21 protein-coding genes and 1 other annotated feature are annotated in these 23,127 nt (G+C 43.5%); of the genes, 16 read left to right on the top strand and 5 right to left on the bottom strand.

Annotated features, from left to right (window positions below):
- Positions 1 to 2 precede the first annotated feature (2 nt).
- Complete coding sequence (locus MHI21_RS09855; protein ID WP_061828572.1) at positions 3 to 1,187, bottom strand: aminotransferase class I/II-fold pyridoxal phosphate-dependent enzyme; 1,185 nt, start codon at positions 1,185 to 1,187, stop codon at positions 3 to 5.
- Between the two features lie 42 nt (positions 1,188 to 1,229).
- Positions 1,230 to 1,468 (bottom strand) — a binding site (T-box leader).
- Between the two features lie 189 nt (positions 1,469 to 1,657).
- Between MHI21_RS09855 and MHI21_RS09860 the strand changes: the two genes are divergently transcribed.
- A complete protein-coding gene (locus tag MHI21_RS09860; RefSeq protein WP_342419926.1) occupies positions 1,658 to 2,266 on the top strand; it encodes a DUF1349 domain-containing protein in 609 nt (202 codons plus the stop codon).
- Positions 2,267 to 2,359: 93 nt separating this feature from the next.
- Entirely contained in the window at positions 2,360 to 3,070 is a 711-nt protein-coding gene (locus tag MHI21_RS09865; protein WP_069291650.1) for a DUF1361 domain-containing protein, read from the top strand.
- Between the two features lie 56 nt (positions 3,071 to 3,126).
- On the opposite strand, the gene MHI21_RS09870 is transcribed toward MHI21_RS09865, so the two are convergent.
- Complete coding sequence (locus MHI21_RS09870; protein ID WP_061828569.1) at positions 3,127 to 4,056, bottom strand: ArsR family transcriptional regulator; 930 nt, start codon at positions 4,054 to 4,056, stop codon at positions 3,127 to 3,129.
- A gap of 508 nt (positions 4,057 to 4,564) precedes the next feature.
- Here MHI21_RS09870 and MHI21_RS09875 point away from each other — a divergent pair.
- From MHI21_RS09875 to MHI21_RS09925, 11 genes are all read left to right on the top strand, one after another.
- On the top strand, positions 4,565 to 5,908 hold the full coding sequence (locus MHI21_RS09875; RefSeq protein WP_250244585.1) for a sugar ABC transporter substrate-binding protein: 1,344 nt from the start codon (positions 4,565 to 4,567) through the stop codon (positions 5,906 to 5,908).
- A gap of 93 nt (positions 5,909 to 6,001) precedes the next feature.
- Positions 6,002 to 6,892 carry a sugar ABC transporter permease gene (locus tag MHI21_RS09880; protein WP_013309768.1) on the top strand — a complete coding sequence of 297 codons (891 nt, stop codon included), beginning with the start codon at positions 6,002 to 6,004 and terminating at the stop codon, positions 6,890 to 6,892.
- Between the two features lie 27 nt (positions 6,893 to 6,919).
- On the top strand, positions 6,920 to 7,762 hold the full coding sequence (locus tag MHI21_RS09885) for a carbohydrate ABC transporter permease (protein ID WP_025723511.1): 843 nt from the start codon (positions 6,920 to 6,922) through the stop codon (positions 7,760 to 7,762).
- An 80-nt stretch (positions 7,763 to 7,842) separates the two neighbouring features.
- Positions 7,843 to 9,228: an arabinan endo-1,5-alpha-L-arabinosidase gene (locus MHI21_RS09890; protein ID WP_342420199.1), complete on the top strand. Its 1,386-nt coding sequence runs from the start codon at positions 7,843 to 7,845 to the stop codon at positions 9,226 to 9,228.
- 40 nt (positions 9,229 to 9,268) lie between these two features.
- Positions 9,269 to 10,240, top strand: a complete 972-nt coding sequence (locus MHI21_RS09895; protein WP_341161771.1) for a family 43 glycosylhydrolase — start codon at positions 9,269 to 9,271, stop codon at positions 10,238 to 10,240.
- A 357-nt stretch (positions 10,241 to 10,597) separates the two neighbouring features.
- The gene (locus MHI21_RS09900; protein ID WP_342419927.1) at positions 10,598 to 12,706 is read left to right on the top strand and encodes a class I SAM-dependent methyltransferase; all 2,109 of its coding nucleotides are present in this window, start codon (positions 10,598 to 10,600) and stop codon (positions 12,704 to 12,706) included.
- Between the two features lie 89 nt (positions 12,707 to 12,795).
- Positions 12,796 to 13,335, top strand: a complete 540-nt coding sequence (locus MHI21_RS09905) for a GrpB family protein (RefSeq protein ID WP_342419928.1) — start codon at positions 12,796 to 12,798, stop codon at positions 13,333 to 13,335.
- A 22-nt stretch (positions 13,336 to 13,357) separates the two neighbouring features.
- The gene (locus MHI21_RS09910; RefSeq protein ID WP_341161768.1) at positions 13,358 to 14,005 is read left to right on the top strand and encodes a hypothetical protein; all 648 of its coding nucleotides are present in this window, start codon (positions 13,358 to 13,360) and stop codon (positions 14,003 to 14,005) included.
- A gap of 97 nt (positions 14,006 to 14,102) precedes the next feature.
- A complete protein-coding gene (locus MHI21_RS09915) occupies positions 14,103 to 14,528 on the top strand; it encodes a VOC family protein (RefSeq protein ID WP_235308060.1) in 426 nt (141 codons plus the stop codon).
- 232 nt (positions 14,529 to 14,760) lie between these two features.
- Positions 14,761 to 15,234, top strand: coding sequence for a MarR family transcriptional regulator (locus tag MHI21_RS09920; protein ID WP_322159274.1), 474 nt, complete (start codon positions 14,761 to 14,763; stop codon positions 15,232 to 15,234).
- Positions 15,235 to 15,389: 155 nt separating this feature from the next.
- Positions 15,390 to 16,643, top strand: a complete 1,254-nt coding sequence (locus MHI21_RS09925) for an MFS transporter (RefSeq protein ID WP_342419929.1) — start codon at positions 15,390 to 15,392, stop codon at positions 16,641 to 16,643.
- 193 nt (positions 16,644 to 16,836) lie between these two features.
- Here MHI21_RS09925 and nrdF read toward each other — a convergent pair whose 3' ends face one another.
- The 3 genes from nrdF to nrdI all read right to left on the bottom strand — a co-directional run bounded on the left by nrdF (position 16,837) and on the right by nrdI (position 20,449).
- Complete coding sequence (nrdF, locus tag MHI21_RS09930; RefSeq protein WP_013370558.1) at positions 16,837 to 17,802, bottom strand: class 1b ribonucleoside-diphosphate reductase subunit beta; 966 nt, start codon at positions 17,800 to 17,802, stop codon at positions 16,837 to 16,839.
- A 216-nt stretch (positions 17,803 to 18,018) separates the two neighbouring features.
- Positions 18,019 to 20,103, bottom strand: coding sequence for a class 1b ribonucleoside-diphosphate reductase subunit alpha (gene nrdE, locus MHI21_RS09935; protein WP_341161765.1), 2,085 nt, complete (start codon positions 20,101 to 20,103; stop codon positions 18,019 to 18,021).
- Entirely contained in the window at positions 20,090 to 20,449 is a 360-nt protein-coding gene (gene nrdI, locus MHI21_RS09940) for a class Ib ribonucleoside-diphosphate reductase assembly flavoprotein NrdI (protein ID WP_016819181.1), read from the bottom strand. Before nrdI ends, nrdE begins: the two co-directional genes overlap by 14 nt.
- Positions 20,450 to 20,854: 405 nt before the next feature.
- Here nrdI and MHI21_RS09945 point away from each other — a divergent pair, with 405 nt between their 5' ends.
- From MHI21_RS09945 to MHI21_RS09955, 3 genes are read left to right on the top strand one after another with little or no spacing between them, the layout of a single operon-like run.
- A complete protein-coding gene (locus MHI21_RS09945) occupies positions 20,855 to 21,217 on the top strand; it encodes a DUF2500 domain-containing protein (protein ID WP_342419930.1) in 363 nt (120 codons plus the stop codon).
- A 60-nt stretch (positions 21,218 to 21,277) separates the two neighbouring features.
- A complete protein-coding gene (locus MHI21_RS09950) occupies positions 21,278 to 21,838 on the top strand; it encodes a GNAT family protein (protein WP_342419931.1) in 561 nt (186 codons plus the stop codon).
- Between the two features lie 2 nt (positions 21,839 to 21,840).
- Entirely contained in the window at positions 21,841 to 23,064 is a 1,224-nt protein-coding gene (locus MHI21_RS09955) for an MFS transporter (protein ID WP_342419932.1), read from the top strand.
- Positions 23,065 to 23,127 lie beyond the last annotated feature (63 nt).

The raw sequence follows: 23,127 nt of genomic DNA on the forward strand, positions 1-23,127 counted from the left end.
ATTTATAGACGTTTCAAGAATGCGCTAATGCGTTCCAAAGCCATTTCCAACTGTTCTCGCGATGACGCATATGAGCAGCGGATAAAGCCCTCGCCGCCTGGGCCAAATGCGGAACCGGGTACAGTAATGACTCCTTCTTCTTCCAGCAACCGCTTGGCAAACTGCTCTGAGCTTAACCCTGTGTGCATAATGGAGGGAAAAGCATAGAAGGCACCATTTGGTTCGTGACATGGCAGTCCTGTCTGACATAGGCCTTCAACGAACCATTTTCTACGCAGATTGTAAGATTCCATCATACGATCTTTTTCCTCCAGCCCGTTACGCAGGGATTCAATAGCGGCAATTTGCCCAATAATAGGAGCGCACATGGCGGTATATTGATGAATCTTCAGCATAGCTGAAATCAACTCTCTTGGGCCACACACATAGCCGACCCTCCAGCCTGTCATCGCAAATGCTTTGGAAAAGCCGCTGATGAGCAGGGTACGCTCTTTCATTCCCGGCAGAGAAGCGAAGCTTACATGCTTCTGTCCATAGGTCAGTTCAGCATATATTTCGTCTGATATAACGACAAGATTATGCTCCTCAACCAGGCGGGCAATCGGCAACCAATCCTCATAGGTCATCACCCCACCCGTCGGATTATTCGGATAACAGAGAATAAGCACTTTGGATCGTGGAGTCAGCTTGGCTTGGAGTGCCTCAGCTGTTAGCTTGAACTGCTGATCCGCAGAGGTTTCAACCGTTACGGTATGTCCTCCGTTCAGAAATGTGATGGGCGAATACGAAATATAACATGGAGCCGGAATGAGTATTTCATCGTGTGCGGTGATCAGAGCGCGTAGTGCCAAATCCAGTGCTTCACTGCTCCCAATGGTAACCATGATTTCATCTGTCGGGTTGTAGGATGTGCTAAAGCTGCTCTCCAGATACCCGGCAATCTCCTCACGAAGCTCAGGAAGTCCAGCATTCGGTGTGTATGATGTTTTACCATTTTCCAGTGCTGTGATACAGGCCTTTCTGACATGTTGAGGGGTTACAAAGTCAGGTTCACCGACACCAAGCGATACAATATCTTTTCTGCCTGTACTATATTCAAAAAACTTACGGATGCCTGAAGGTGGCATTTCCCGTACAGCTGGAGTCAAAAAATCGGTTATAGATACTGCTGTCGATACATTTGTCATGATGATTTCCTCCTTTTTGAAAAACAAAAAAACCCGCCCCTGTAAAGGGACGAGTTTATACCCGTGTTACCACCCTAGTTTCATTCCATACGAAATGACACTCTGTTCACGTATCCATCAATACGTGTTCCGGTTAACGCTGGAAAGGCGGCAGAGCTTACTTCAGGTTCAGCCCGCTTCTCAGAGATGGCGTTCGGCTACCCTCGGAATGTTGGCTTTCACCTGCCCCAACTCTCTGCAAATCCGCTGTATAGCTTACTCGTTCTCGTCATTGAAATTTGTTACTGTATCAAGTTAGGTGTAATTATAAGCACAACATTTCAGGATAGCAAGTCTTTTTTTTATAAACATTAAAGACAGATCATCATTATTGACGACTGGAAAATAACGTATATAGTGGTATCAAGGGGATTGTGCCCCAGATTTCAATGTGTTATATGACTATATTGCCAGAGAGGAATGGTGTCCATATGAACGTATTTGAACGCTTTAGCGGTAAAGTAATGCCGGCGGATTGGAGTTGGATCAATGAGCCGGCTGAATGGAGATTCGATGATTCCAAGTCTTTGCAAATTTCTGCACCTTCACAGGCAGATTTCTTTAGGGATCCGTCTGGCGCAGCGGTAAAATCGTCCGCACCCTTTTTGCATACAACGCTTCAAGGTGATTTTACAATATGGACGAGGGTTCGTGTTGATATGAAGCAGCCTTATGATTCAGGATGCTTGATGATGATGGCGGATGATACCCACTGGGCTAAGCTGTGTTTTGAATATTTTGAAAGCACTCCATCTATTCTTAGTGTGGTCACTCGGGATACATCCGATGATTGTGTCTCTGGGGCGATGGACGTGTCCAATCCGTATTTACGAGTGGCACGAGCTGGAAATTGCTTTGCATTTCATTATTCATCAGACGGTCAGCATTGGAAGCTGGCGAGATATTTTGGTATGAATGTTCCTAACCAGCTCAAAGTCGGAGTTGTTGCTCAATCTCCGGTGGGGGAGGGCTGTGCTGTTACCTTTGATGCCTTGACGATAACAACCCATGTATCCGAGGACATACGAAACGTGGAGTAAATAGACAAAGGCCCTCTCTAAATATGAAAGCGCTATAAAGTAGGGCTTAAAAAGACGTATATACGCATGATCAGGCAGGAGGTAGATGGAAACTTGCTGTTAAGAAGAAAGGGTTACAAGCTGCCCAGTTTGTTGGGAGTGCTGCTTGTAGCTACGTTGGGCTGTTTCGGACTCATCATGTATTTACAGTCCACAAGTGGAACGAGGATGTATCAATTTCTGTATTGGGATATATTCCTGGCCTGGGTTCCGGTCTTTATCACTCTGGGAATGATGGCTTTATCCCGACTGCGAAGTACAAAAGTGAGAAGTATTCTTTTATTTTTCTCCTCAATTGTATGGTTGTTTTTTCTGCCGAATGCTCTTTATTTGGTGACTGAGTTACTTCATGCTTTTCGTTTTTACGATGTGAATCCTGATACACGTTTTTGGTTGAACACACAATTTTGGTTAATCTTATTTACGTCTTTTTCAGCAGCAGGGCTTGGCCTTTTTCTTACATCCCTTTGTGTATTGGTGATCCACCATATGCTGAGGAGGATTTGTTCAGGTGGGCTCGCATGGGCTGTAGTTTTTGTGTTGTTGTGGCTGGCCAGTATAGGCGTATATATAGGCAGATTTGCTCGCTGGAATAGCTGGGACATATTATTGCAGCCACTGGTGCTCCTTACGGATATTTGGAGATGGGGAGTACATGCAGTACCAAGGCTTCATTTACTGTCCTTTTGCTGGTTGGTGTTTGGGATAGCAGTCATTTTTTATTTATTGATCTATATCTCTTTAAGTGAGGATCAGGATATTTAGGCCGAGGACATGTATTCAATGAATACAGGCTTCGGCCTATTTTTACATGTGGCGTGTCAGGAGTTGGCGTTGTCCTCCCCGTGCACATCATAAAGCACACGCACAAGCAGATCCTGACTGAAATTCCCAAATCTTTTGCCGAAAATAGTGAGCCCACCTTTGTTTTCCGATTGATCGGTTACGGATAAGCGGAGTGTAATGTCGCTTTTATAGTTAAGGTTAATATCGTCTATTGTGACTTCGGAAATGCGGCACCCGTCAATGAAGCTGCCTTGCTGATTGATGCGAATTAATTTGAGCATACCATATTGATTTAAATGCGGTGGCCACCAATCTGGATTGAGAACCCCCGGCACTTCTCCAAAATCTCCGGCGCTGGTCCAGTGCCCAATAGGGATACCGTTAATGTGAAAACAAATGTCGGAGGGATATTCCTCACAATAGCAGGGTGCTTCTGAGCCTAGTTCTGCGGAGAATTGAATTTCTTTAAAGGATTGATTCGCTTTCAGATAGTTGGGGATGCGGTATTCCAAAAAGCCTTCGGCCATCCAGATCATTTCCGACTCCAGCCGCCCGGGATCTGCAAAATAGCGTGGATCATCAAAATCGCCGATAATGCTGTCTCGGGTCACCAATCCACAAGTGGGGGACGCTTGATAGTTACTATAATGACCTACGCGAATCTCAACCTCATACACATTTTTTTGTTCTCTGCTGCGCAAATCTACCATCAGCTTATCCTTGTTCAAATAACACATTTTTCGGGTACCGTGCTTGCCGCTCACCGTATTGATCTCCACAAGACCGCATTCTTCCAATTTTCGAATATGCATTGTAATGGTACCGTTACTCAAATTAAGTTTGTTGGCAATGTCATTCATACTTTGTCCCTGGTAAGCAAGTAACTCGAGAATTTGAATGCGGATTTCTGAACCCAGTGCTTTAAAAATATCTAACCCTGACATTAAGTCCTTAATATAAATCATAGCTATAGACCATCCTTATCTATAAAAATTGTAATGTAAGCGCTTATATATTTACTTTGATTTATGTTAAAATAAAATCAAAAAGAAGTAAACTTCTTTTTTGTAAATTTTTTTTACTAAACCAAGAGGGGAGCGAATTGAACTCCAAATTAGGGATTACTTCATAAACAAATCGCATTTAAGATTTATTTCTAGTTTTTTTGATATAAATAAACTTAAATACGATTTAATTTTGCTTTCCATGTTACTCTAACCTATGTTTTATAACTATTTAAAAAGATTGAAAAATACATTGACGAACTGAGGAAAGGCATGCTATATTTTGTTTGTAAACGAATTCATTATTGATAAAGAAAAATGTTAATTATACGGTACATGAGAGGGATGATAATCACAGCGGCAATCAACAACGGGTTGTGTACCGCACAGTTAAAGATTAGGCCGAGTGGTATGAAGTTATTTTAGCACCGATTGTATGCGGTTTCATTTAAATTTAGGAGGGGTCGCGTTGATAAAGAAAAAAGGTTTTGCAATAACAATGGTCGTTCTGTTGTTAATGGTGGCTGCACTGGCTGGTTGTAGTGGGGGAAGTTCCAGTAGTGATGGAAGTAAGGAACTGACATTCATGTTCCGTGGTGGAACAGATGAACAAAAGGCTTATAAGGAAGTAATCAAGAAATTTGAAGCGGAACATCCTGGCGTAAAGGTTAAAATGGTCGTGACGGCAGCAGATCAATATGCTACAAAGCTTAGAGCTGCGATTACAGGAAACAACCTCCCAGATATCTTTTATTTTGCCCCTGGAGATGTGAAAGCTTATGTAAACAGTGGGGTGTTGAAGAATCTCACTCCTTACATTGAGAAGAACAAGGATATTAAACTGGATAACATTTGGAAATACGGTGTGGATTTGTATCGCTATGACGGTAAAATGGCCGGCCAAGGAGATATTTACGGTATGCCGAAGGACTTAGGTCCATTCGCACTCGGCTACAACAAAACGATGTTCGAAAAAGCGGGCGTTCCCTTGCCTGACAAAGACAAACCGTATACATGGGATGAATTTATCAAGGTTAGCCAAGAGTTGACCAAGGATACCAATGGTGACGGCAAGCCAGATCAATACGGTACAGGCTTTAACGTTCAGTGGGCATTGCAAGCCTTTGTATGGAGTAATGGGGCTGATTGGCTGGATGAGAGCAAAACTAAAGTAACGATTGATGATCCGAAATTTGCGGAAGCGCTTCAGTACTTTGCTGATATGCAAAACAAATATAAAATCACACCTGGTATTGAACAATCACAAACATTGGACACATACCAACGTTGGATGAAGGGCGAAATGGCATTCTTCCCGGTAGGTCCTTGGGATATGAGTACATTTGAAAAACTGCCATTTGAATATGATTTGCTGCCGTTCCCAGCCGGATCGACTGGCAAATCGGCAACATGGATTGGTTCTCTGGGTATCGGCGTTTCCTCTAAAACAAAATACCCGGATGAAGCTGTTGAACTGGTTAACTATCTGACAACTTCTAAAGAAGGAATGAAGCAGCTCGTAGATGCCAAGGTACAAATTCCGAATCTGTTGGACATGGCTGATGAATGGTCCAAAGATACGAAAACCAAGCCTAACAATAAACAAGAGTTTATTGATATCGTGAATGACTATGGACGCTCATTACCAGGCAACTATACGTATAATGCAGAATGGTACGATATTTTCTTCACAGATATTCAACCTGTACTGGATGGTAAAATTACGGCGGCAGATTATGTGAAACAAGAACAACCGAAGATGCAGAAACTGCTGGATAAAGCGGTGGAGCAAGAGAAAAAATCACAGAAATAATGCGTAAATAGAGGAAAAAAGGATGATGTTAGTGGCTAAATATCATGCTGCTAACATCATCTTCATTCCAAATTAGAAACAGAGGTGAGCCCTGTGATAACCAAATCTAATCTCTACCGCAAAGAGAAGGTATATGGATACTTATTTATTCTTCCACCTATTCTCGGTCTGCTAATCTTTACGTTATTCCCGTTTGTCTATTCGTTATACGGCTCTTTTACAGACTGGGACGGATTGGGACAAATGAACTTTATTGGCCTCGACAATTTTAAAGATTTATTTAGCGATGAGCTCTTTTATAAATCGATGTACAATACTCTTTTCTTAATGCTGGGTATTCCAATCGGTCTTGTACTAGCTTTACTGCTGGCACTAGGTTTGAATCGCAAGATTCCAGGTACGACAACATTTCGTGTGATTTACTATATCCCGGTTATTTCTTCATTGGCTGCCGTTTCTATTATGTGGAACTGGGCGTACAACGGAGATTACGGTTTGGTGAACCAATTCCTCGAAATATTCGGTATTAAGGGTCCTAACTGGCTGATGGATAAGGATACGGTCAAACCAGCCTTGATTCTCATGACCGTCTGGAAGGGTCTCGGATATACGATGTTGCTATATTTGGCAGCCCTGCAAAGCGTGTCTCGCTCTTATTATGAAGCAGCAGAGCTAGATGGAGCGAGCGGATTCCAGATGTTCCGCAATATTACATGGCCAATGGTGAAACCAGTAACCTTCTTCCTAGTCGTAACTAATATCATTGGTGGTTCGCAAATCTTTACTGAAATGAACATTATGACACCTACAGGGGGTCCGGAATACTCATCCGCCTCAATCGTCTTTTATATTTGGGATAAGGCATTTAAAAACCTGCAAATGGGATATGCCTCCGCGATGGCTATGATTCTCGGCATCTTCATTTTTATCGTAACTTTGATTCAATTTAAAATGAATGAAAAATCGTCCTTTGATGGGGATTGATTTTCGCGGAAAGGAGTGAGTCTGATTATGTCCCATAGTCAAAAAACGAAAGTTACCAATATCATTATCTTTATTGTACTAGCGATTGGAGCGATTGTGATGATCGCGCCGCTGCTTTGGATGCTGTCCACTTCGGTGAAAGAAAAGCAGGATGTCTTTGCTCTTCCACCAGTATGGATACCAGAGGTGTTCCAGTTTGGGAAATATAAAGAAATTTGGGAAGCAGGACCTTTGTTAAGCGGGATCAAGAACAGCGTGATTGTGGCTGTAAGTGTTACCGTTGTAGGTACCTTCACATCCAGTGTGGCCGCTTTTGCATTTGCAAAGCTGAGATTCCCTCATAAAAACAAACTGTTTTTGGCACTCATCGCATCTATGATGATTCCATACCCAACGGTTATGATTCCACAGTTTATGATGTTTTCCAAACTTGGCTGGGTCGATACACTTTTGCCTCTGATCGTTCCAGGTTTGTTCGGAAATGTAGTTATGATCTTTTTCCTGCGGCAGTACTTGCTTAGCGTACCGGATGCCATTATCGAAGCTGCGAAAATTGACGGAAGTTCTTATTTCCGACTCTATTCGTCGATTACATTCCCGCTCATTAAGCCGGCAGTTGCGGCACAGCTTATTTTATGGTTCATGGGGATTTGGAACGATTATTTGGCACCGATTATTTACTTGAACTCACCAGAAACGCAGACACTGCAACTGGTTATCGCGAATTTTAATGCGACTTACGCCATTCAGACGGACTATCCGCTTATAATGGCAGCATCCATTATAGCTTTGTTACCTGTACTGATTATATTCTTGATCTTCCAGAAACAAATTATTGAATCGGTTGCCATTTCGGGTGTCAAAGGTTAATTGACACTTGGAGGGTACGGATGAACGATGTAAGGCAGTCACAATATGTAATGGGTAAAGGAAGGAGGAGAATAACAGTTATGGTTATGCTGCTCATGCTGGGTCTATCCGGCTGTGGGGATAACACTCCGGACCCTGTGTATCCGCAGGCTCCGCCTCCCGATCAATTGTATGATCAAAGTACGATTAACGATGAACAGCGCTGGACCATTAACAATGCACATGACCCGGCGATTATCAAAACAGATCAAGGCTATTATGTCTACTCAACGGATGTAAAGACAGGTGGAGAATTGAGACCTGGTGTCATGGTACGCAAATCGACTGATCTGATTCATTGGAACTGGGTTCAGTATGCACTCCCCGGCATTCCAAAGGAAGCAGAGGCGTGGTCATCGGCAACCAATCTGTGGGCACCGGACATTATCAAGATGGGTGATACCTATCGCATGTATTACTCCGCTTCTACCTTTGGCAGCACACGGTCTGCGATCGGTTTGCAGACATCCAGCTCCCCGGAAGGCCCTTGGAAGGATGAGGGACTGGTCGTTAAAACGGAAGAACATGACAAGCTGAATGCGATTGATGCCAATCCGGTGCTGGATGCAGAGGGAAATCTATGGATGGTATACGGCTCTTTTTTCGGCGGTATCTATATTACACCGCTTGATCCCCAGACTGGAAAGCTCAAAGAATCTGGCTATGGTAGAAATATCGCTGCCAGAGATCGGGCAACTGAGGACGGTGCTGTAGAAGGGCCTTACATTGTGTACAATCCAATGTTCCGTAAATACTACTTGTTCGTCTCGTATGATTCTTTGTTCGAGGACTACAATGTTCGCGTTGCTCGCTCAGATTCTATCACAGGCCCTTATGTGGATATGAATGGACATGATATGGCAGATACCAGCTATTTGCCTCAATACGAGATCGGAAACAAGGTATTGGGCGGTTATCGGTTCAGCGAAGGAGAAGGCTGGGTTGCGCCAGGTCACAATTCTATCCTGAAGGACGGTGCGGATTATTATATTGTACATCATGCGCGGGGAGAAACGGACAAGAGCTGGCCGTACCTGCATGTACGCAAAATATTATGGACGGCAGAGGGCTGGCCGGTCGTCTCTCCGGAGCGCTATGCGGGGGAAAAGGAGCAGGATATACCCAAAAGGCTATTATCCGGCAACTGGGAGCGCATCGTGATAAGGCAGGAAGTAGATGGTCAGGTGGAAGCTGAACCGCTCCGTTTGGAAGATGGAGGGCGGGCAACCAGTGGTTCTCTTGAAGGTCACTGGAGATTTGATGGCAAGCGTACTCTAACAATGGATTGGAGCAATACATCCGAAGGAACAAAGGAAGAACTGTTATTGCTTCCTTCATGGGACTGGGAGCTCGGTCGCTATACTCTAATTTTCACAGGTATGAATGAAAAGGGAATTTCCATCTGGGGAAAACGTATCAGCGATTAATTGTATGAACTACATACTACACATAGAGGAGAGAAAAACCATGAATCAATCTGTACCCTTTAATAATCCGGTCATTGAGCAACGGGCAGACCCTTGGATTTACAAGCATAGTGACGGATACTATTATTTCACCGGATCTGTGCCAGAGTATGACCGCATTGAGGTTCGACGAGCAAGTACTATTCAAGGCTTGAGTACAGCAGTGCCTGTCGCAGTGTGGCACAAATATGAAACGGGCCCGTTAAGTGCGAACATTTGGGCACCGGAAATTCATTATATTAACGACAAATGGTACATTTATTTTGCAGCAGCTCGTACAACGGAAACGAAGGAAGGCCTGTTCGACCACCGGATGTTCGTGCTGGAAAATGATTCAGCTAATCCTCTGGAAGGGGAATGGGTGGAGAAAGGACAGATCAAAACCCGTTGGGAGACGTTCGCTCTCGATGCGACAACCTTCCAGCATAATGGAGTTCTGTATTATGTGTGGGCTCAGAAGGACCCTGACATCGTCGGTAATTCCAATCTGTATATTTCTGAAATGAGCAATCCATGGACACTGCGCGGTGAGCAGGTCATGATCTCCACTCCTGAATATGATTGGGAAATCATCGGTTTTAAGGTGAATGAGGGAGCAGCAGTTCTAAAACGGAATGGGCGGATCTTTATCAGTTATTCAGCTAGTGCCACTGACCACAATTATTGCATGGGCCTGTTGACAGCAGATGAGAATGCGGATTTACTTGATCCGAAATCATGGACGAAATCACCTGAGCCGGTATTCTGCACCAATGAGGAAACAGGACAATTCGGGCCAGGTCATAACAGTTTTACGGTTGCTGCTGACGGTAGCGATGTAATCGTATATCACGCCCGGAATTACAAGGAAATTACAGGCGACCCGCTGTATGACCCGAATCGTCATACACGTGTTCAGCCGTTCAACTGGAAGGAAGATGGAACACCTGATTTTGGTATTCCAGTACCAGATGGCGTCTCCGTTAATAACTAAGCAGAATATATGCTATACGATTGACGTGTCACATAGCGACGCTATAACTTTATAAAACATCGCAGAGAAATGATTTTGCTGCGTCTAACAATATCAATGAGATATCTTCGGCCTTAGGCTGGAAGGTATCTTTTTGCTTTTGGGAGGGAGAGACGTCTCGGAAACTATGGGAACTTTAAATCAGGTTATGTGAAGCCTAGAATATGTCAAGCGATTAATTGATACAAATGTTTAATATTTTCCACGAGATGGAAGCTACAAATGTATGGTAAAGTGTACTATATACAAGGTTTAATCCAAATGTCTTATCCAAAGTCTCCTGTGCATACCGAATCCGAATCACACGAGGTGAGAAAAATGCTGCAATCGTTAAAAGCCATTGCTAATTACAGGAAAGAAAATGATCTGGCCTGGGATACACCGACTTGGTTAAAGCTGCTTGTTTCGGCTGAGGAGCGTATTGTAAATTTGGAACGCATTCGATCCATAGGTGAGTTAAAGGATGCCAATCCTGTACTGGATTACGTGGAGCGTACGTTGCTTATTTTGGACGGACTTCCATTGTCATTCTGGGTTAAAGAGCTACTGGAGGATGTTTTGGTATGGTCTGAGACAGCCAAAGGAGGCACAGTCCGCGAACGGCTACGTTGGCAGCATGAGGGCATTAATTTATTTGTACATAATATCGGCTCCTCTCAACTGTATGTCAGACAGGCCCAAGCGGAGTCCCCTGCTTACCCGCGCAATAGCATGACCCGAATTCTGATTGAGACGCATGGATTGATTGGGCAATATATACGGGGAGAAATTCCTTTTGCGGAAAATCGACTGCTGCTTGAAATTACTCGTAAGGGCTGGCTGAGCCCTGAGGAACTGGAGCTTGTTTTACGGGCTCTGAATGAGTGTATTATCGCCGGGGTAGAACCTGCATTATGGGACCAAGTACGCAGTGAAGTGGAGCAGCTGATCGGCTGGATTGCATGGGATAACGCACCTGTAGTCTGGAGTGTAAAGGAGCGACTGGAGAGATTACGGTCGGTTTCCATTCATGAAGGGGAGCCGTTCGAGCAGGCTTACGCAGAACTAGAGCGGGAGTTGAATGTAGAGAAGGCGCTGGCTCCCTTGGAGAATCGGACACTTTGGTATGTAGAATCAGCTTTGCAGGATTTTTCACTTCAAGAACTGGTAAAGGTATTTTTACTCACATTGAGGGATGGCACAGGGCAGGAACAGCCTGCAACCGTTCGCCATATCAGTTTCGAATCGCTCATGAATACGATGTATTATGACTATCGTGGTGTCAAGAAAATTAACGTATATAAAAAACGAATGATAGAAAAATATTTAAGTGCACTGTCTTGGCAGGACATCTCAAAAGGAAAACGGAAGCATAATCCTCACTTAAGTGTGATCGTGGAGCATAAAGAGGAGCTGCCGAGTACTGTATTTTTTAATTTTGTATTTTCATCTGCGGCTGAGAAACTAATCGATTTTTGTATTGAAGCAGAAAAAACGCCTCTGTATGACAAAGCAGTCCTGCTGCTGTTCGATCTGTTCGGATTACGGCGTGATGCTTATGATCGCTTTCACAATGAGGAAACGTATCTTACAGATATGAACCAGACCGTAGATTACAAAAGGGTCATTTTGGATTATGTGACTGGAACCCGTATACTGGATATTGGACCCGGCGGGGGCGTGCTGCTGGATCTGATCGAACAGGAAAGACCAGATGCGAAGCCATTAGGTCTTGATATTTCTGTGAATGTCATTGAGGCACTTAAACGTAAAAAGCAATTGGAGCGCCATCGTTGGGATGTCATCAAAGGAGATGCGCTTCGGTTGGAGGAATATGTGGAAACGGGGAGTATGGACACGGTTATATTCTCTTCGATTCTTCACGAGCTCTATTCCTACATCGAACGAGATGGAATTCGGTTCAATCCGCAAACGGTGGAGGCTGCTTTGCAGAGTGCCTATTGTGTGCTTGCACCCGGCGGGCGTATCATCATTCGTGACGGTATTATGACCGAACCAGTAGAGCAGCGCAGACGAATTCGATTCTTGGAGCCGGATGGAATGGAATGGCTGATGCGGTATGCGCAAGATTTTGCGGGCCGCCACATTGAAATAGAGCGTGTGGGGGAGCATGAGGCTGTTTTGCCAGTAAACGATGCGATGGAATTTCTATATACCTATACATGGGGGGCGGAAGCCTATGTGCATGAAGTGCAGGAGCAGTTTGGTTATTTTACCCCGTCACAGTATGAAGAGTGTATTCGTAACACACTTGGACCTCAAGCGATTATCCGGGTGAGCCGCCACTATTTACAGGAGGGCTACGCCGAGGCGCTGACCAGCCGTGTTGAATTCATGGATGAGCAGGGCCAGCGGGTTCCTTTGCCAGACAGCACCTGTCTGATCGTGATTGAGAAGCCGAATGATAAGGCCGGAGTTGCTGAATGATTTTTAATTTGAACAAGAGAATGCCTTCTGATTTGTGCCAAGCACGATTAGAAGGCATTTTTTAGAAAGCTAGCGGAGGTGTGTTCAGTATGTCCTCACAGGTGGAAATATCCAAGTATGACCCGCAGTGGGCTGAAGAGTATACGCGAGAGCAAGGGAAAATTGTAGAGGCTCTCAGAGATGTATGTGTTGGCATAGAGCATATCGGTAGTACGTCCGTTCCTAATCTGGGAGCCAAGCCTATTATTGATATTATGGTTGGGGTGGAAGAGTTGGCAAGTCTTCAATCCGAACATCGAGAGCGTCTACAAGGGTTTCAATATGAATATGTACATAAGCCTGATTTTCCAGAGAGGGCTTTTTTTCGCCGTGGAGAATGGGGAGCTGGGACTCATCACTTGCATATTTACAAGTATAAAGGAGAACATTGGGAAAACCATTTATTGTTCAGAGATTACTTGAAAGCGCATCCTGAGAGCCTGCGAGCGTATGAGACTTTAAAAAAAGATTTGGCGCATCAATTCAAACATGACCGTGCAGCGTATACCGAAGCCAAGGGACCTTTCATTCGGCAGATAGTTGAGCAAGCAAAGCTTGAAAGACAAAAGCAGAGACAAATGGAATTTTAGTACGCATGGACAAGGTGGAGGTATGATGAAGAATATGATGCTTGATGCACAGGTAACGCCGAATGGCTTAAAAGACAGAATGCTGCTGCTGTCAGCGCTGGACATTATATTGTCTCCAGAAGATTGGTTACGCACGTATCGTATGCAGTCTGAATGGTCTGGTGATGTGTGCCTAGGTGAGGTGAACAACGGCGCTGGAGATACGATTCATATGCTATGGACGTGTGGAGGTGTGCTGTTAAAGGGTTTTGACCACGAATCCCCTGTAAGTCCTCATGCGAGAGACGAATATGAGGTCTGGCCGGGCATGTACGACGGTGTGCCTGATGATATGATGGAGCTTTTGGAAGATGAAGCACTGGAGAAGGAGGACGTTACCTTTTGTATGTGGAGGGAAGCGGGAGATAAGGAGTGGAGTATGGGCAACACGAACTTTCCTGAGGGATATGACGATGGCTCATCCTTTTTGCTGGGGAAAATTATAGTTACACCGGAGGAATATCAGGATTGGGCTGAAAGTTACTATGAGTTGCCGATTTCTCTAGGAGTGGTAAGCCAGATTTTCAACGGCGTTCCGATCACTGCACAGATGATCTCTGCGCTTCATCCACAGCGTAACGTTACGGAAGCGATAAAGGAGCTAAAGCAGCTTGGCGTTCAAGTGCATTAAAGCTAAGCATACAGATTTGTTTTTCTTGACAAGTTTTGTATATAATACAGGAGAAATGCTGGGTTAATCACCTCGAATTAAAGGAGCTGTGTTGAAGATGTCCAAACGTTTGATTCCTTACATCACGATGGATGGAAATGCAAAAGAAGCAATCGAATTTTATAAAGAGGCATTGGATGCTCAACTGCTTTTTATTCAAACCTTTGGGGAAATGCCGGAAAACCCCGATTTTCCCATTCCCGCAGAGGTCAAGGAACGTGTGGGACATGCTACCCTTAAAGTGGGTGAGACAGAGCTCATGTTTTCTGATACCTTTCCCGGATCACCGTTTAGCAGTGGGAATCAGGTGAGCATCTGTATTACAACCGATAGTGTGGAGCAAGCTCAAAAAATGTTTGATGCTCTACAGCAAGGAGGACAGGTGGGAATGCCTTTGCAGGAAACCCATTTTAGTCCAGCTTATGGGAATGTAACAGACAAGTTTGGTGTCACCTTTCAAATGTTCACAGAGGCTCGGTCTTAAGAAATGGAAAACGGCTCGATTCCGCTACTTTAGCGATCTGGCCGTTTTTTTGCGTGTATGTCCTCGTCTGAAGAATAAATATACATACAGCATGGGGAGTGATATCTTTTTTTACCCTGCTTGCCGTTTAGTAGATTAGGTTTATTTACTGAATGCTTAGACGCTTGTTGAAATAGAAACGAAAATATATTATATTATGTTGTTAATGCACCAACGGGTGGGAGGACAGGCCATGAGCAAAGAAGAACAGGTCATAATGGGTTTCAGGGACTTATATAACAAGATGGTTTGGCTTAATAAGGATAAGATGGAAGACAGTCTTAAGGGTTATAAGTCTTCTGAAGTCCATTGCATCGAATACATTGAAAGAAATATAGATTCCAACGTGACAAAACTTGCGGAGTCCCTTTATATGACTAGCGGTGCCATAAGTAAAATAACTAAGAAGCTCATAAAAAAAGGCATTATCGAAAGCTACCAGAAGCCGGATAACAAGAAAGAAATCTATTTTCGGCTTACGGAGCAAGGGAAAGTAATCTATAAAATCCATGAGGACCTGCATAAAGAGTTTCAAGAGCGAGATAAAGCCGTATTTGAACAGGTAACCGAGGAACAATTTGATAGTATGCTTAGCTTCGTGGAAAAGTATAATAGGCATTTGGATGCGGAAATAAAGAAACAGGGTATAGATATTAAGTCGGAATAAATCTGAATAATGAAAATCAAATCACAGGCAGCCGGGCTCTATTGAGAACAGGCTGCCTTTTTTTTGTTATTATTTTGTTGCCGAGGAAGCAAAATTGTGATACGATGTTTTTGCTTCCAAGGAAATAAAAACATAGCTTTTGAGGGGAGGATTTAATGTTCAAATTTAGATCACACAATGAACAGAACACAGAACAAACCGTAGATAAACACGCTTTAATATTCGGTCTTATCTCTGTGTTTCTTTGCGGAATAGGCTTCAGTATCATAGCACCTGTTGTCCCTTTCTTAGTACAGCCTTATATAAGCAATCCGGGAGAACAAGCTATCGTTGTCACGCTGCTGACTTCTGTTTATGCCTTCTGCGTGTTTTTTGCGGCCCCCGTGCTTGGAGCTCTGAGTGACAAATATGGCCGTCGTCCATTGCTCTTAGTATGCCTTTTGGGTTCCGCATTCGGGTACTTGGTTTTTGGCATAGGAGGAGCTCTATGGGTACTATTTGCGGGACGCATAATAGAGGGTATAACAGGTGGGAGCATAAGCACGATCTTCGCCTATTTTGCAGACATCATTCCTACAGAACAGAGAACTAAATACTTTGGATGGGTGAGTGCGGTTGTAGGTGCAGGCACTGTCATTGGCCCAACTGTAGGCGGATTACTCGCCAAGTTTGATTATTCTGTACCCATGTATTTTGGAGCAATCATAACTTTAGTGAATGTTATATATGGGTTCTTTTTTATGCCTGAGAGCCTTGACAAGAAACATAGACTGAAAGAAATTACTTTTGTAAGACTTAATCCGTTCATACAGCTTGCAAACCTGCTTTCCATGAAAAACTTAAACAGGCTACTTATCTCAGCGTTCTTACTTTGGATACCCAACGGATCTTTACAGGCCGTTTTTTCACAATTTACAATGGATACTTTTAGTTGGAAGCCTACACTAATCGGACTTATGTTCTCAATTATGGGTGTCCAAGACATTATCTCACAAGGTTTCATCATGCCAAAGCTTTTGAGAAAACTTAGTGATAAACAGATAGCCATTCTTGGAATGGTTTCGGAGATTATAGGCTATAGTCTTATTGCAGCATCGGCTTTGTTCTCATTCTATCCTCTTTTTATCGTTGGAATGTTTATATTTGGTTTTGGTGATTCGGTCTTTGGGCCTTCATTCAATGGGATGCTCTCCAAGTCTGTTGATTCTAGTGAACAAGGAAGGATTCAAGGAGGTAGTCAATCTATTCAGGCTTTAGCAAGAATGATGGGGCCTATCATTGGAGGTCAAATCTATGTATCACTTGGTCATGCCGCACCCGCTTTTATGGGTATAATCCTTATAGCAGCGGCAATACCAGTTTTATATAAGCGAACGCAAGTAAATAAGGATTTTGCAAAAATCCCATAAGCGACTTCCAATGAACAAGATATAGATCGAAATGGTTTAGTTCGTCTATATCTTGCACTTCGGAGCGACTGGAATCGAATTTTGCAAAATCCTAAAATATGTAAACTATCTACTTTGTTTACAGTCTGAGCCATCCGCATGCGGACGGCTCTTCATAGTATCACCTTGCTAAATTAATTTCACGTATTTGTACTTAGACGCCAAAATTAAAATCATCATCTGTCAGCGGCTCTACATTCATCGCCCGCACATAGCCGTTTCCTTTTTTAGAAAAGAAATCGTGCTGCTTGGTGTGGGTGCTGATGCCGTTGAATACAATGGGATTGACTTCTTCTTCTTCAAAAAGTGGATCAAAGCCCAGGTTCATCATGGCCTTGTTGGCGTTGTAGCGCAAAAAGACTTTCACATCGTCTACAAGTCCAATAGGGGCATAAATTTGCTCGGTATACTGTTCTTCATTATTATGCAAGTAGCGCAGCAAGCCTACCAGCGTCTGGTAGAGATCGCGTTGTTCTTCCTCATCCAATTCTGCATATATCTCCTGTGCCAGTACACCTACGTACACACCGTGAATACTTTCGTCCCGTAGGATCAAATCGATAATTTCTCCACTGCATGTCAACTTACCCTGGCCCGCCAGATAAAGAGGGTAGAAGAAGCCGCTATAAAATAAATAGCTTTCTAACAGCACCGACGCTGCCATCGCGAGATACAGGTCTTTCGGTGTATGGATATTCATATAATACTGACGAATGGTTTCTGCCTTGGTTTGGAGATGTGGATTTTCTTCCACCCAGCGGAATACACCGTCAATTTCTTCCGTGGAAGCTAGCGTTGTAAAGATGCTACTGTACGACTTGGCATGAATTTGTTCCATCATCGCCATAAAGCTTAGTACGGCTTTGCGTTGCAGTCCGTCCACATGCTCCATAATTTGCGGCATACCCACGCCGCCTTGAATGGTATCCAGTAGCGTCAATCCGCCCAGCACCTTCATGTAGGCTTCTTTTTCGATATCACTGAGGGTTACCCAGGACATTTTATCGTCAGACAACGGGATTTCATCATCCGTCCAAAATTGCATAATGTTCTGGTTCCAGAACATCAGTGTAAAATCATCGTCCGAGCGATTCCAGTTTACAGCTTGTATACCTGTCATTGTTAGCATTCTCCCTTCAGCTTGCGAGATTCCCTGGAAACACACATTGAAATAGTGCAGGCGAATCATCGTATGCTTGACATACGGAAGCTGTATCCGCGAGGGTCTGTCCAGTCCCGTAAAGGTCTGAACCACACGCTGGATACAGCTTCTAATGCAAAGCATCTATATCTATTCAAAATCTAATTTTTATACTACAGCTTGTTACCTTATACTTTAGATGGAGCAGGTGAGGCACTCTTCCACAGACAGCTTTTTGGTGCGTGTGTAGTATAACGATTTAAGTCCTTTGTGTGCAGCGTACAGATAGCAACGTGCTAACTGACGCGTAGTCACGTCACTGTTCACATGAAGCACGGTCGAAATTCCTTGGTCCACGTGTGGCTGGATTTCTGCAATCAGATCAAGCACTTTGAACTGGTCCATTTGATAAGCAGATTTATAGAAGAACACGTTATCCTTTTGCAAATAAGGCATTGGATAGTAGGTCGTCGAATTGGCATAGGTACGGGTTTCAATCTGCTCAACAATCGGCATGACGCTGGATGTTGCATTTTGAATGTACGAAATGCTAGCAGTCGGCGCAATCGCCATCCGATAGGCGTGGTACAGACCATTTTTCATCACATCTGCTTTTAATTTGTCCCAGTCCGCTGAAGTCGGAACATAGATGTCTTTGAACAACTCTTGTACACGTGCAGTTGTTGGACGATAATCTGTGTTCAGGTATCGGTCAAAATATACGCCTGTCGCATAATCCGATTCCTCAAATCCATAAAAGCTTTGTCCAGCTGCTTTCGCGATTTCCATACTTTTTTCGATGGAATGATAGTTCATCGTCATGAAGAAGGTACGGACAAAGTCCTTCGCTTCATTGCTTTCATACGCAATTTTGTTCTTGGCAAGATAGCCGTGCAGGTTCATAACACCCAGTCCGACGGAGTGCATTTCACGGTTTGCTTTCGCAACACCCGGTGCATTAGCTACTTGGGTCATATCGCTGACCGAGGTGAGAGCAATCATACCCTCGTGAACGGATTCGCGGATTTTTCCATGTTCCATCACATTTACAATGTTCAGAGAAGCTAGATTACAGCTCACGTCCCGGCGGATGGTATCCTGTTGGCCGTAATCTGTAATTTCGGAAGTTTCCTGCAACTGGAAGATTTCCGTGCATAGGTTCGACATCTTGACTTGACCCACGTTTTTAAGAGCATGTGCCTGGTTCGCGTTACTTTTGTTCATGATATATGGATAACCAGACTCCAACTGAATCATGGCAATTTTCGTCAGCATGTCACGTGCGCTCATCGCTATTTTTTTCTTCACCCGATCGTCAGCGAGCAGCGTGTCGTACATTTCATCCAAATCCATGTCGTCCAGATGCGTTCCATAGGCTTTGAACACACTGTAAGGAGCAAATACATGCAGCGGTTCATTATCTTGAGCCAGCTTGTAAAAGCGGTTTGGCACCAGCAATCCAATAGAAAGGGTCTTGAGACGTACTCTTTCGTCAGCATTGATCTTTTTGCTATCCAGGAACTCAAGCACGTCCCATCCGAAAATGTTGTAATAGGCTGCCCCAGAGCCTTTACGTTGCCCCATTTGATCCGCATAGGAGAAACCGTCTTCCATCAGCTTCAGCACAGGCATAATGCCTTTTGCTGCGCCTTCTACGCCTTTAATCGCTTCGCCGCGTGCCCGCAGTTTCGACAGGTTGACCGCAACACCGCCCCCGATTTTGGACAACTGCATGCAGGTGTTCAGCACATAGTTAATTGAGTTCAGGGAGTCGTCCATTTCGAGCAGGAAGCAGGATACCAATTCCCCACGGCGGCTTTTGCCTGCATTCAGGAAGGTTGGTGTTGCTGGCTGGAGGCGTTGCTCCATCATCGAGCGGGACAACAGGCGTGCCTTATCGGCGTTACCGCGTCCTAAATGCAGCGCGACAGCAGCAACCCGGTCAGGGTAATGTTCCAGATAGACTTTCCGGTCGTTACTCTTCATTGCATAGTCGGTGTAAAACTTGGATGCTGCCATATAGGAAGGAAATTTAAAATTATAGCTATGAGTGATATGGAAAATATCATTAATTTCGTCAGCCGTGTAGCTGTTATAGAAATTTTCGTAATAATCATTCTCAATCATATACAGCACTTGAGCGGCTGTGTCAGCAAACTTCAAACTCCGTTCCTGAACTTCCTTCATAAACTCTGCTACAGCCTCTTGGTCTTTTTCCAATTGGAAAAAGCCGTCTGTATCGCGTTTCATCAACATGTTGTTCAATTCAATATGCCGCAACTCGGCTCACCTCCTGTTTAAAACGCTCTACATCTCCGAACGTTCCAGATAATTCAAATTTACTAATCACGGGGACATTATAATGATCGGCAATCAAATCCGCACTTTTGGCAAATTTCTCACCCCAGTTACGGTTGCCGCTTGCAGCTACACCAACAAGGTTTTGAGCATTCTTTTTTAAAAAGGAAGACACCCTCTCAGGTATCTGCCCAAACCCAGTTGTATATGTAATAAGTACGTAAGGTTCTTCTATAGTCATTTGCTCCTCGATCTGAACCGCTGGAAGCTTGAGCTTGTTTATAAATCTTTTTACATTGCCGGTCTTCGAATCATATGCAATCAGCATGGTATGCAACCTCCTTAAACAATTAACGAAAAAAGAAAACGCATTGCCTAGGATCTATTATAGATGGAATCCCTTGCTGGCTGCGCCATTTAAGATTTTGACTCTATATTTACATGTATTTTCATACCTGTATCTTCAAGATATCGGGCATAAATACGTTTTTTACACTATATTTAGAGTACATTCTCTATTTTATATCTATATATAGTTTTGTCAATCGGTCTAGAAGGGATCAGAGGACCCAGATCGGGTATAAGTCCAAGCGGGGTGCGGAAAAGAGCGAAAGAACTTTTTTTTCGTAAGTATGTTAAAAAAGTATTGGAGTTTTTGAGGGTGAAGATGTACGATTTGTCAATGGGCAATAGAATGGAAAATTTACATTTTACTGTAGAAAGGATGAAGCAAATGGGAAGTGATTTTATGGAATTTCAATCGTTTGATACAATCTTTTTTATCGTATTTGGACTTATTGTTTTTGTAATCATTATGGGAATTGTCAAAACGATAGGAGCGGGCCTGTCCAATCAAGCAGCCGAACGGGTAAAACGTTCATGTAAGGTTGTGGATAAACGGACGAGAGTGCGCGGGGGATCAGGCGATTTTTCAGCTTCGACATATTATTATATCACCTTTGAGTTTGACGGGGGTGAGCGTATGGAGCTGGAGGTGAAGGATACGGATTTTGGTATGATTGTGATCGGAGATCGTGGGGAGCTTCATTATAAAGGTACACGTTTTCTGGAGTTTGTAAGAGTAATGGAAGCATAAAGGTTGACCGGAAAACTAGAGTACTACCCGAACAAAATACATACTGAGAGGAAAATGACGATGCCACATATCATTGGAAAACAAATTGTATTGAGAGAATACCGTCAAGAAGATATACCGAATATCCGAAAATGGGTCAATGACCCGGAAATCACACACGGGTTAAGCGACGTGTTTGTCTATCCGCATTCACAGACTAATAGTGAGTCTTTTGTACAAATGATGATTGACGGCAACTCCGAGATCAAAGGTTTTGTCATTGCGCATAAAGACACACTGGACTATATCGGACAACTGGATTTATTTAAAATCAACTGGGTGAATCGGCACGCTACCCTTGGTATTGTGATCGGGCGTGACGGTGACCTGGGCAAAGGTTATGGACGGGAAGCGATCCGACTGTTACAAAAATTTGCATTTCATTCACTGAACCTGCATCGGCTGGAGCTGGAGGTCTATGCGTTCAATGAACGTGCACACCGTTGCTATCTGGCCTGCGGCTTCAAGGAAGAAGGGCGGCTACGGGAAAAGCTATTCAGGGAAGGGCAATACTATGACATTATTCAGATGGGGATTTTGCGAAGTGAATATGAGGCTGCAGAGCAAGCGACGGAATCCTGAGAGTGCAACCTCATAAGCTATTTTACTCCGTCAGCTTTCTTCAATTTTTTATGAGTGAAATCACTGGGACTACGCTCATCCTTTTTCTATTAGCTAAAGGACTTTCTTTGCAGAGTGCAAACTTCTTACTAGTTGTATTCTTTGTAAGTATTTTTTTGTTTGAGATACCCACAGGGGCGATTGCAGATAAGTATGGAAGAAAAATTTCTGTTATTTTGGGACTTTGTTGTTTTCTAGTCTATAGTGTGTTGTTCGTTTGGACAGATCATATCGGGGTGCTTGTGTTTGCGCAAGTTTTTGGGGGTCTGGCTATATGTTTACAGTCAGGTTCGTTGGAATCATGGGTTGTGGAAAATAGTGATAAGCCCATGGAAGTTCTTTTTACAACCTCTAACAGTATACAGTACATTTCGGGATTTATTTGTGGTCTGTTGGGGGCCTTTCTCGCAACCTATAACTATTCACTTCCATGGGCGGTCAGTATTTTATCTATTATTGTATGCATTTTTCTATGCTCCTTTTATATGGATGAGGAGAATGTTGCTCATCGAAAGACGTCTACTACTCGCATTAAAACGATTATCGGAGAAAGTGTGCGTATTGGTTTTGAAAATAAGTCTATCTGGATTGTGTTTATGATTGGTTTATTTATCAGCTTTTCGAACTCAGCGGGGAATACATTTCAACAGCCACGTCTGGTTGGCCTTTCCGAACAAGGAATTTGGATTATGGGGTTTATCAAGGCAGGCTATTCACTATGTATGACTTTGGGAAGTTATCTAGTTCGAAAGCTAGGCGCCAGATACAGTGATGTACATATACTCATGTATGCTTGCGGGATGATTGGGATATGGCTCATTTTAGCCGGTGTGTTCAACACATTTTATCCTGTATTGCTTACCTTTTTAATCTATGAGATTGGGCGCGGGATGTACCCGGTTGCCAAACAAATTTTTCTCAACAAAAGAATCACGAATGAGTATCGTTCCACATTACTATCTCTGGATTCTGCGATTTCACAATTAGGCATGTGCGTAGGTTTAATCGTGACAGGGATCATCAGTCGTAATTTTACGGATTTGTCTTCCGATCAAACACCTATTCAAATATCTTGGGTGATGTGTGGCGGGATTGCGTTGATTCCAATCATTTTATTGTTTTACGTCCATCGTGTTTCAGGAAAAAGTAATTATTGGAAAGAAAAAGAAACCAAACAAAATATTTAATGTAAAAGTTAATGTAGAAGGGCTGAACAGCATGGTCTGTCAGCCCTATAATATTTCATTAAA

The sequence above is a fragment of the Paenibacillus sp. FSL H8-0168 genome (genome assembly GCF_038592955.1).
In the GTDB taxonomy this organism is placed as follows: Bacteria; Bacillota; Bacilli; order Paenibacillales; family Paenibacillaceae; genus Paenibacillus; species Paenibacillus polymyxa_B.

What these genes read in the sequence shown, in the direction of transcription:
- MHI21_RS09855 (WP_061828572.1), bottom strand. Translation starts at nt 1,187, where the DNA reads ATGACAAATGTATCGACAGCAGTATCTATAACCGATTTTTTGACTCCA.
- nrdI (WP_016819181.1), bottom strand. Translation starts at nt 20,449, where the DNA reads ATGCTGATTGCATATGATTCGAAGACCGGCAATGTAAAAAGATTTATA.
- MHI21_RS09915 (WP_235308060.1), top strand. Translation starts at nt 14,103, where the DNA reads ATGTCCAAACGTTTGATTCCTTACATCACGATGGATGGAAATGCAAAA.
- MHI21_RS09945 (WP_342419930.1), top strand. Translation starts at nt 20,855, where the DNA reads ATGGGAAGTGATTTTATGGAATTTCAATCGTTTGATACAATCTTTTTT.
- MHI21_RS09905 (WP_342419928.1), top strand. Translation starts at nt 12,796, where the DNA reads ATGTCCTCACAGGTGGAAATATCCAAGTATGACCCGCAGTGGGCTGAA.
- MHI21_RS09925 (WP_342419929.1), top strand. Translation starts at nt 15,390, where the DNA reads ATGTTCAAATTTAGATCACACAATGAACAGAACACAGAACAAACCGTA.
- MHI21_RS09860 (WP_342419926.1), top strand. Translation starts at nt 1,658, where the DNA reads ATGAACGTATTTGAACGCTTTAGCGGTAAAGTAATGCCGGCGGATTGG.
- MHI21_RS09885 (WP_025723511.1), top strand. Translation starts at nt 6,920, where the DNA reads ATGTCCCATAGTCAAAAAACGAAAGTTACCAATATCATTATCTTTATT.
- MHI21_RS09920 (WP_322159274.1), top strand. Translation starts at nt 14,761, where the DNA reads ATGAGCAAAGAAGAACAGGTCATAATGGGTTTCAGGGACTTATATAAC.
- MHI21_RS09870 (WP_061828569.1), bottom strand. Translation starts at nt 4,056, where the DNA reads ATGATTTATATTAAGGACTTAATGTCAGGGTTAGATATTTTTAAAGCA.
- MHI21_RS09900 (WP_342419927.1), top strand. Translation starts at nt 10,598, where the DNA reads ATGCTGCAATCGTTAAAAGCCATTGCTAATTACAGGAAAGAAAATGAT.
- MHI21_RS09910 (WP_341161768.1), top strand. Translation starts at nt 13,358, where the DNA reads ATGATGAAGAATATGATGCTTGATGCACAGGTAACGCCGAATGGCTTA.
- MHI21_RS09890 (WP_342420199.1), top strand. Translation starts at nt 7,843, where the DNA reads ATGGTTATGCTGCTCATGCTGGGTCTATCCGGCTGTGGGGATAACACT.
- MHI21_RS09895 (WP_341161771.1), top strand. Translation starts at nt 9,269, where the DNA reads ATGAATCAATCTGTACCCTTTAATAATCCGGTCATTGAGCAACGGGCA.
- nrdF (WP_013370558.1), bottom strand. Translation starts at nt 17,802, where the DNA reads ATGACAGGTATACAAGCTGTAAACTGGAATCGCTCGGACGATGATTTT.
- MHI21_RS09950 (WP_342419931.1), top strand. Translation starts at nt 21,278, where the DNA reads ATGCCACATATCATTGGAAAACAAATTGTATTGAGAGAATACCGTCAA.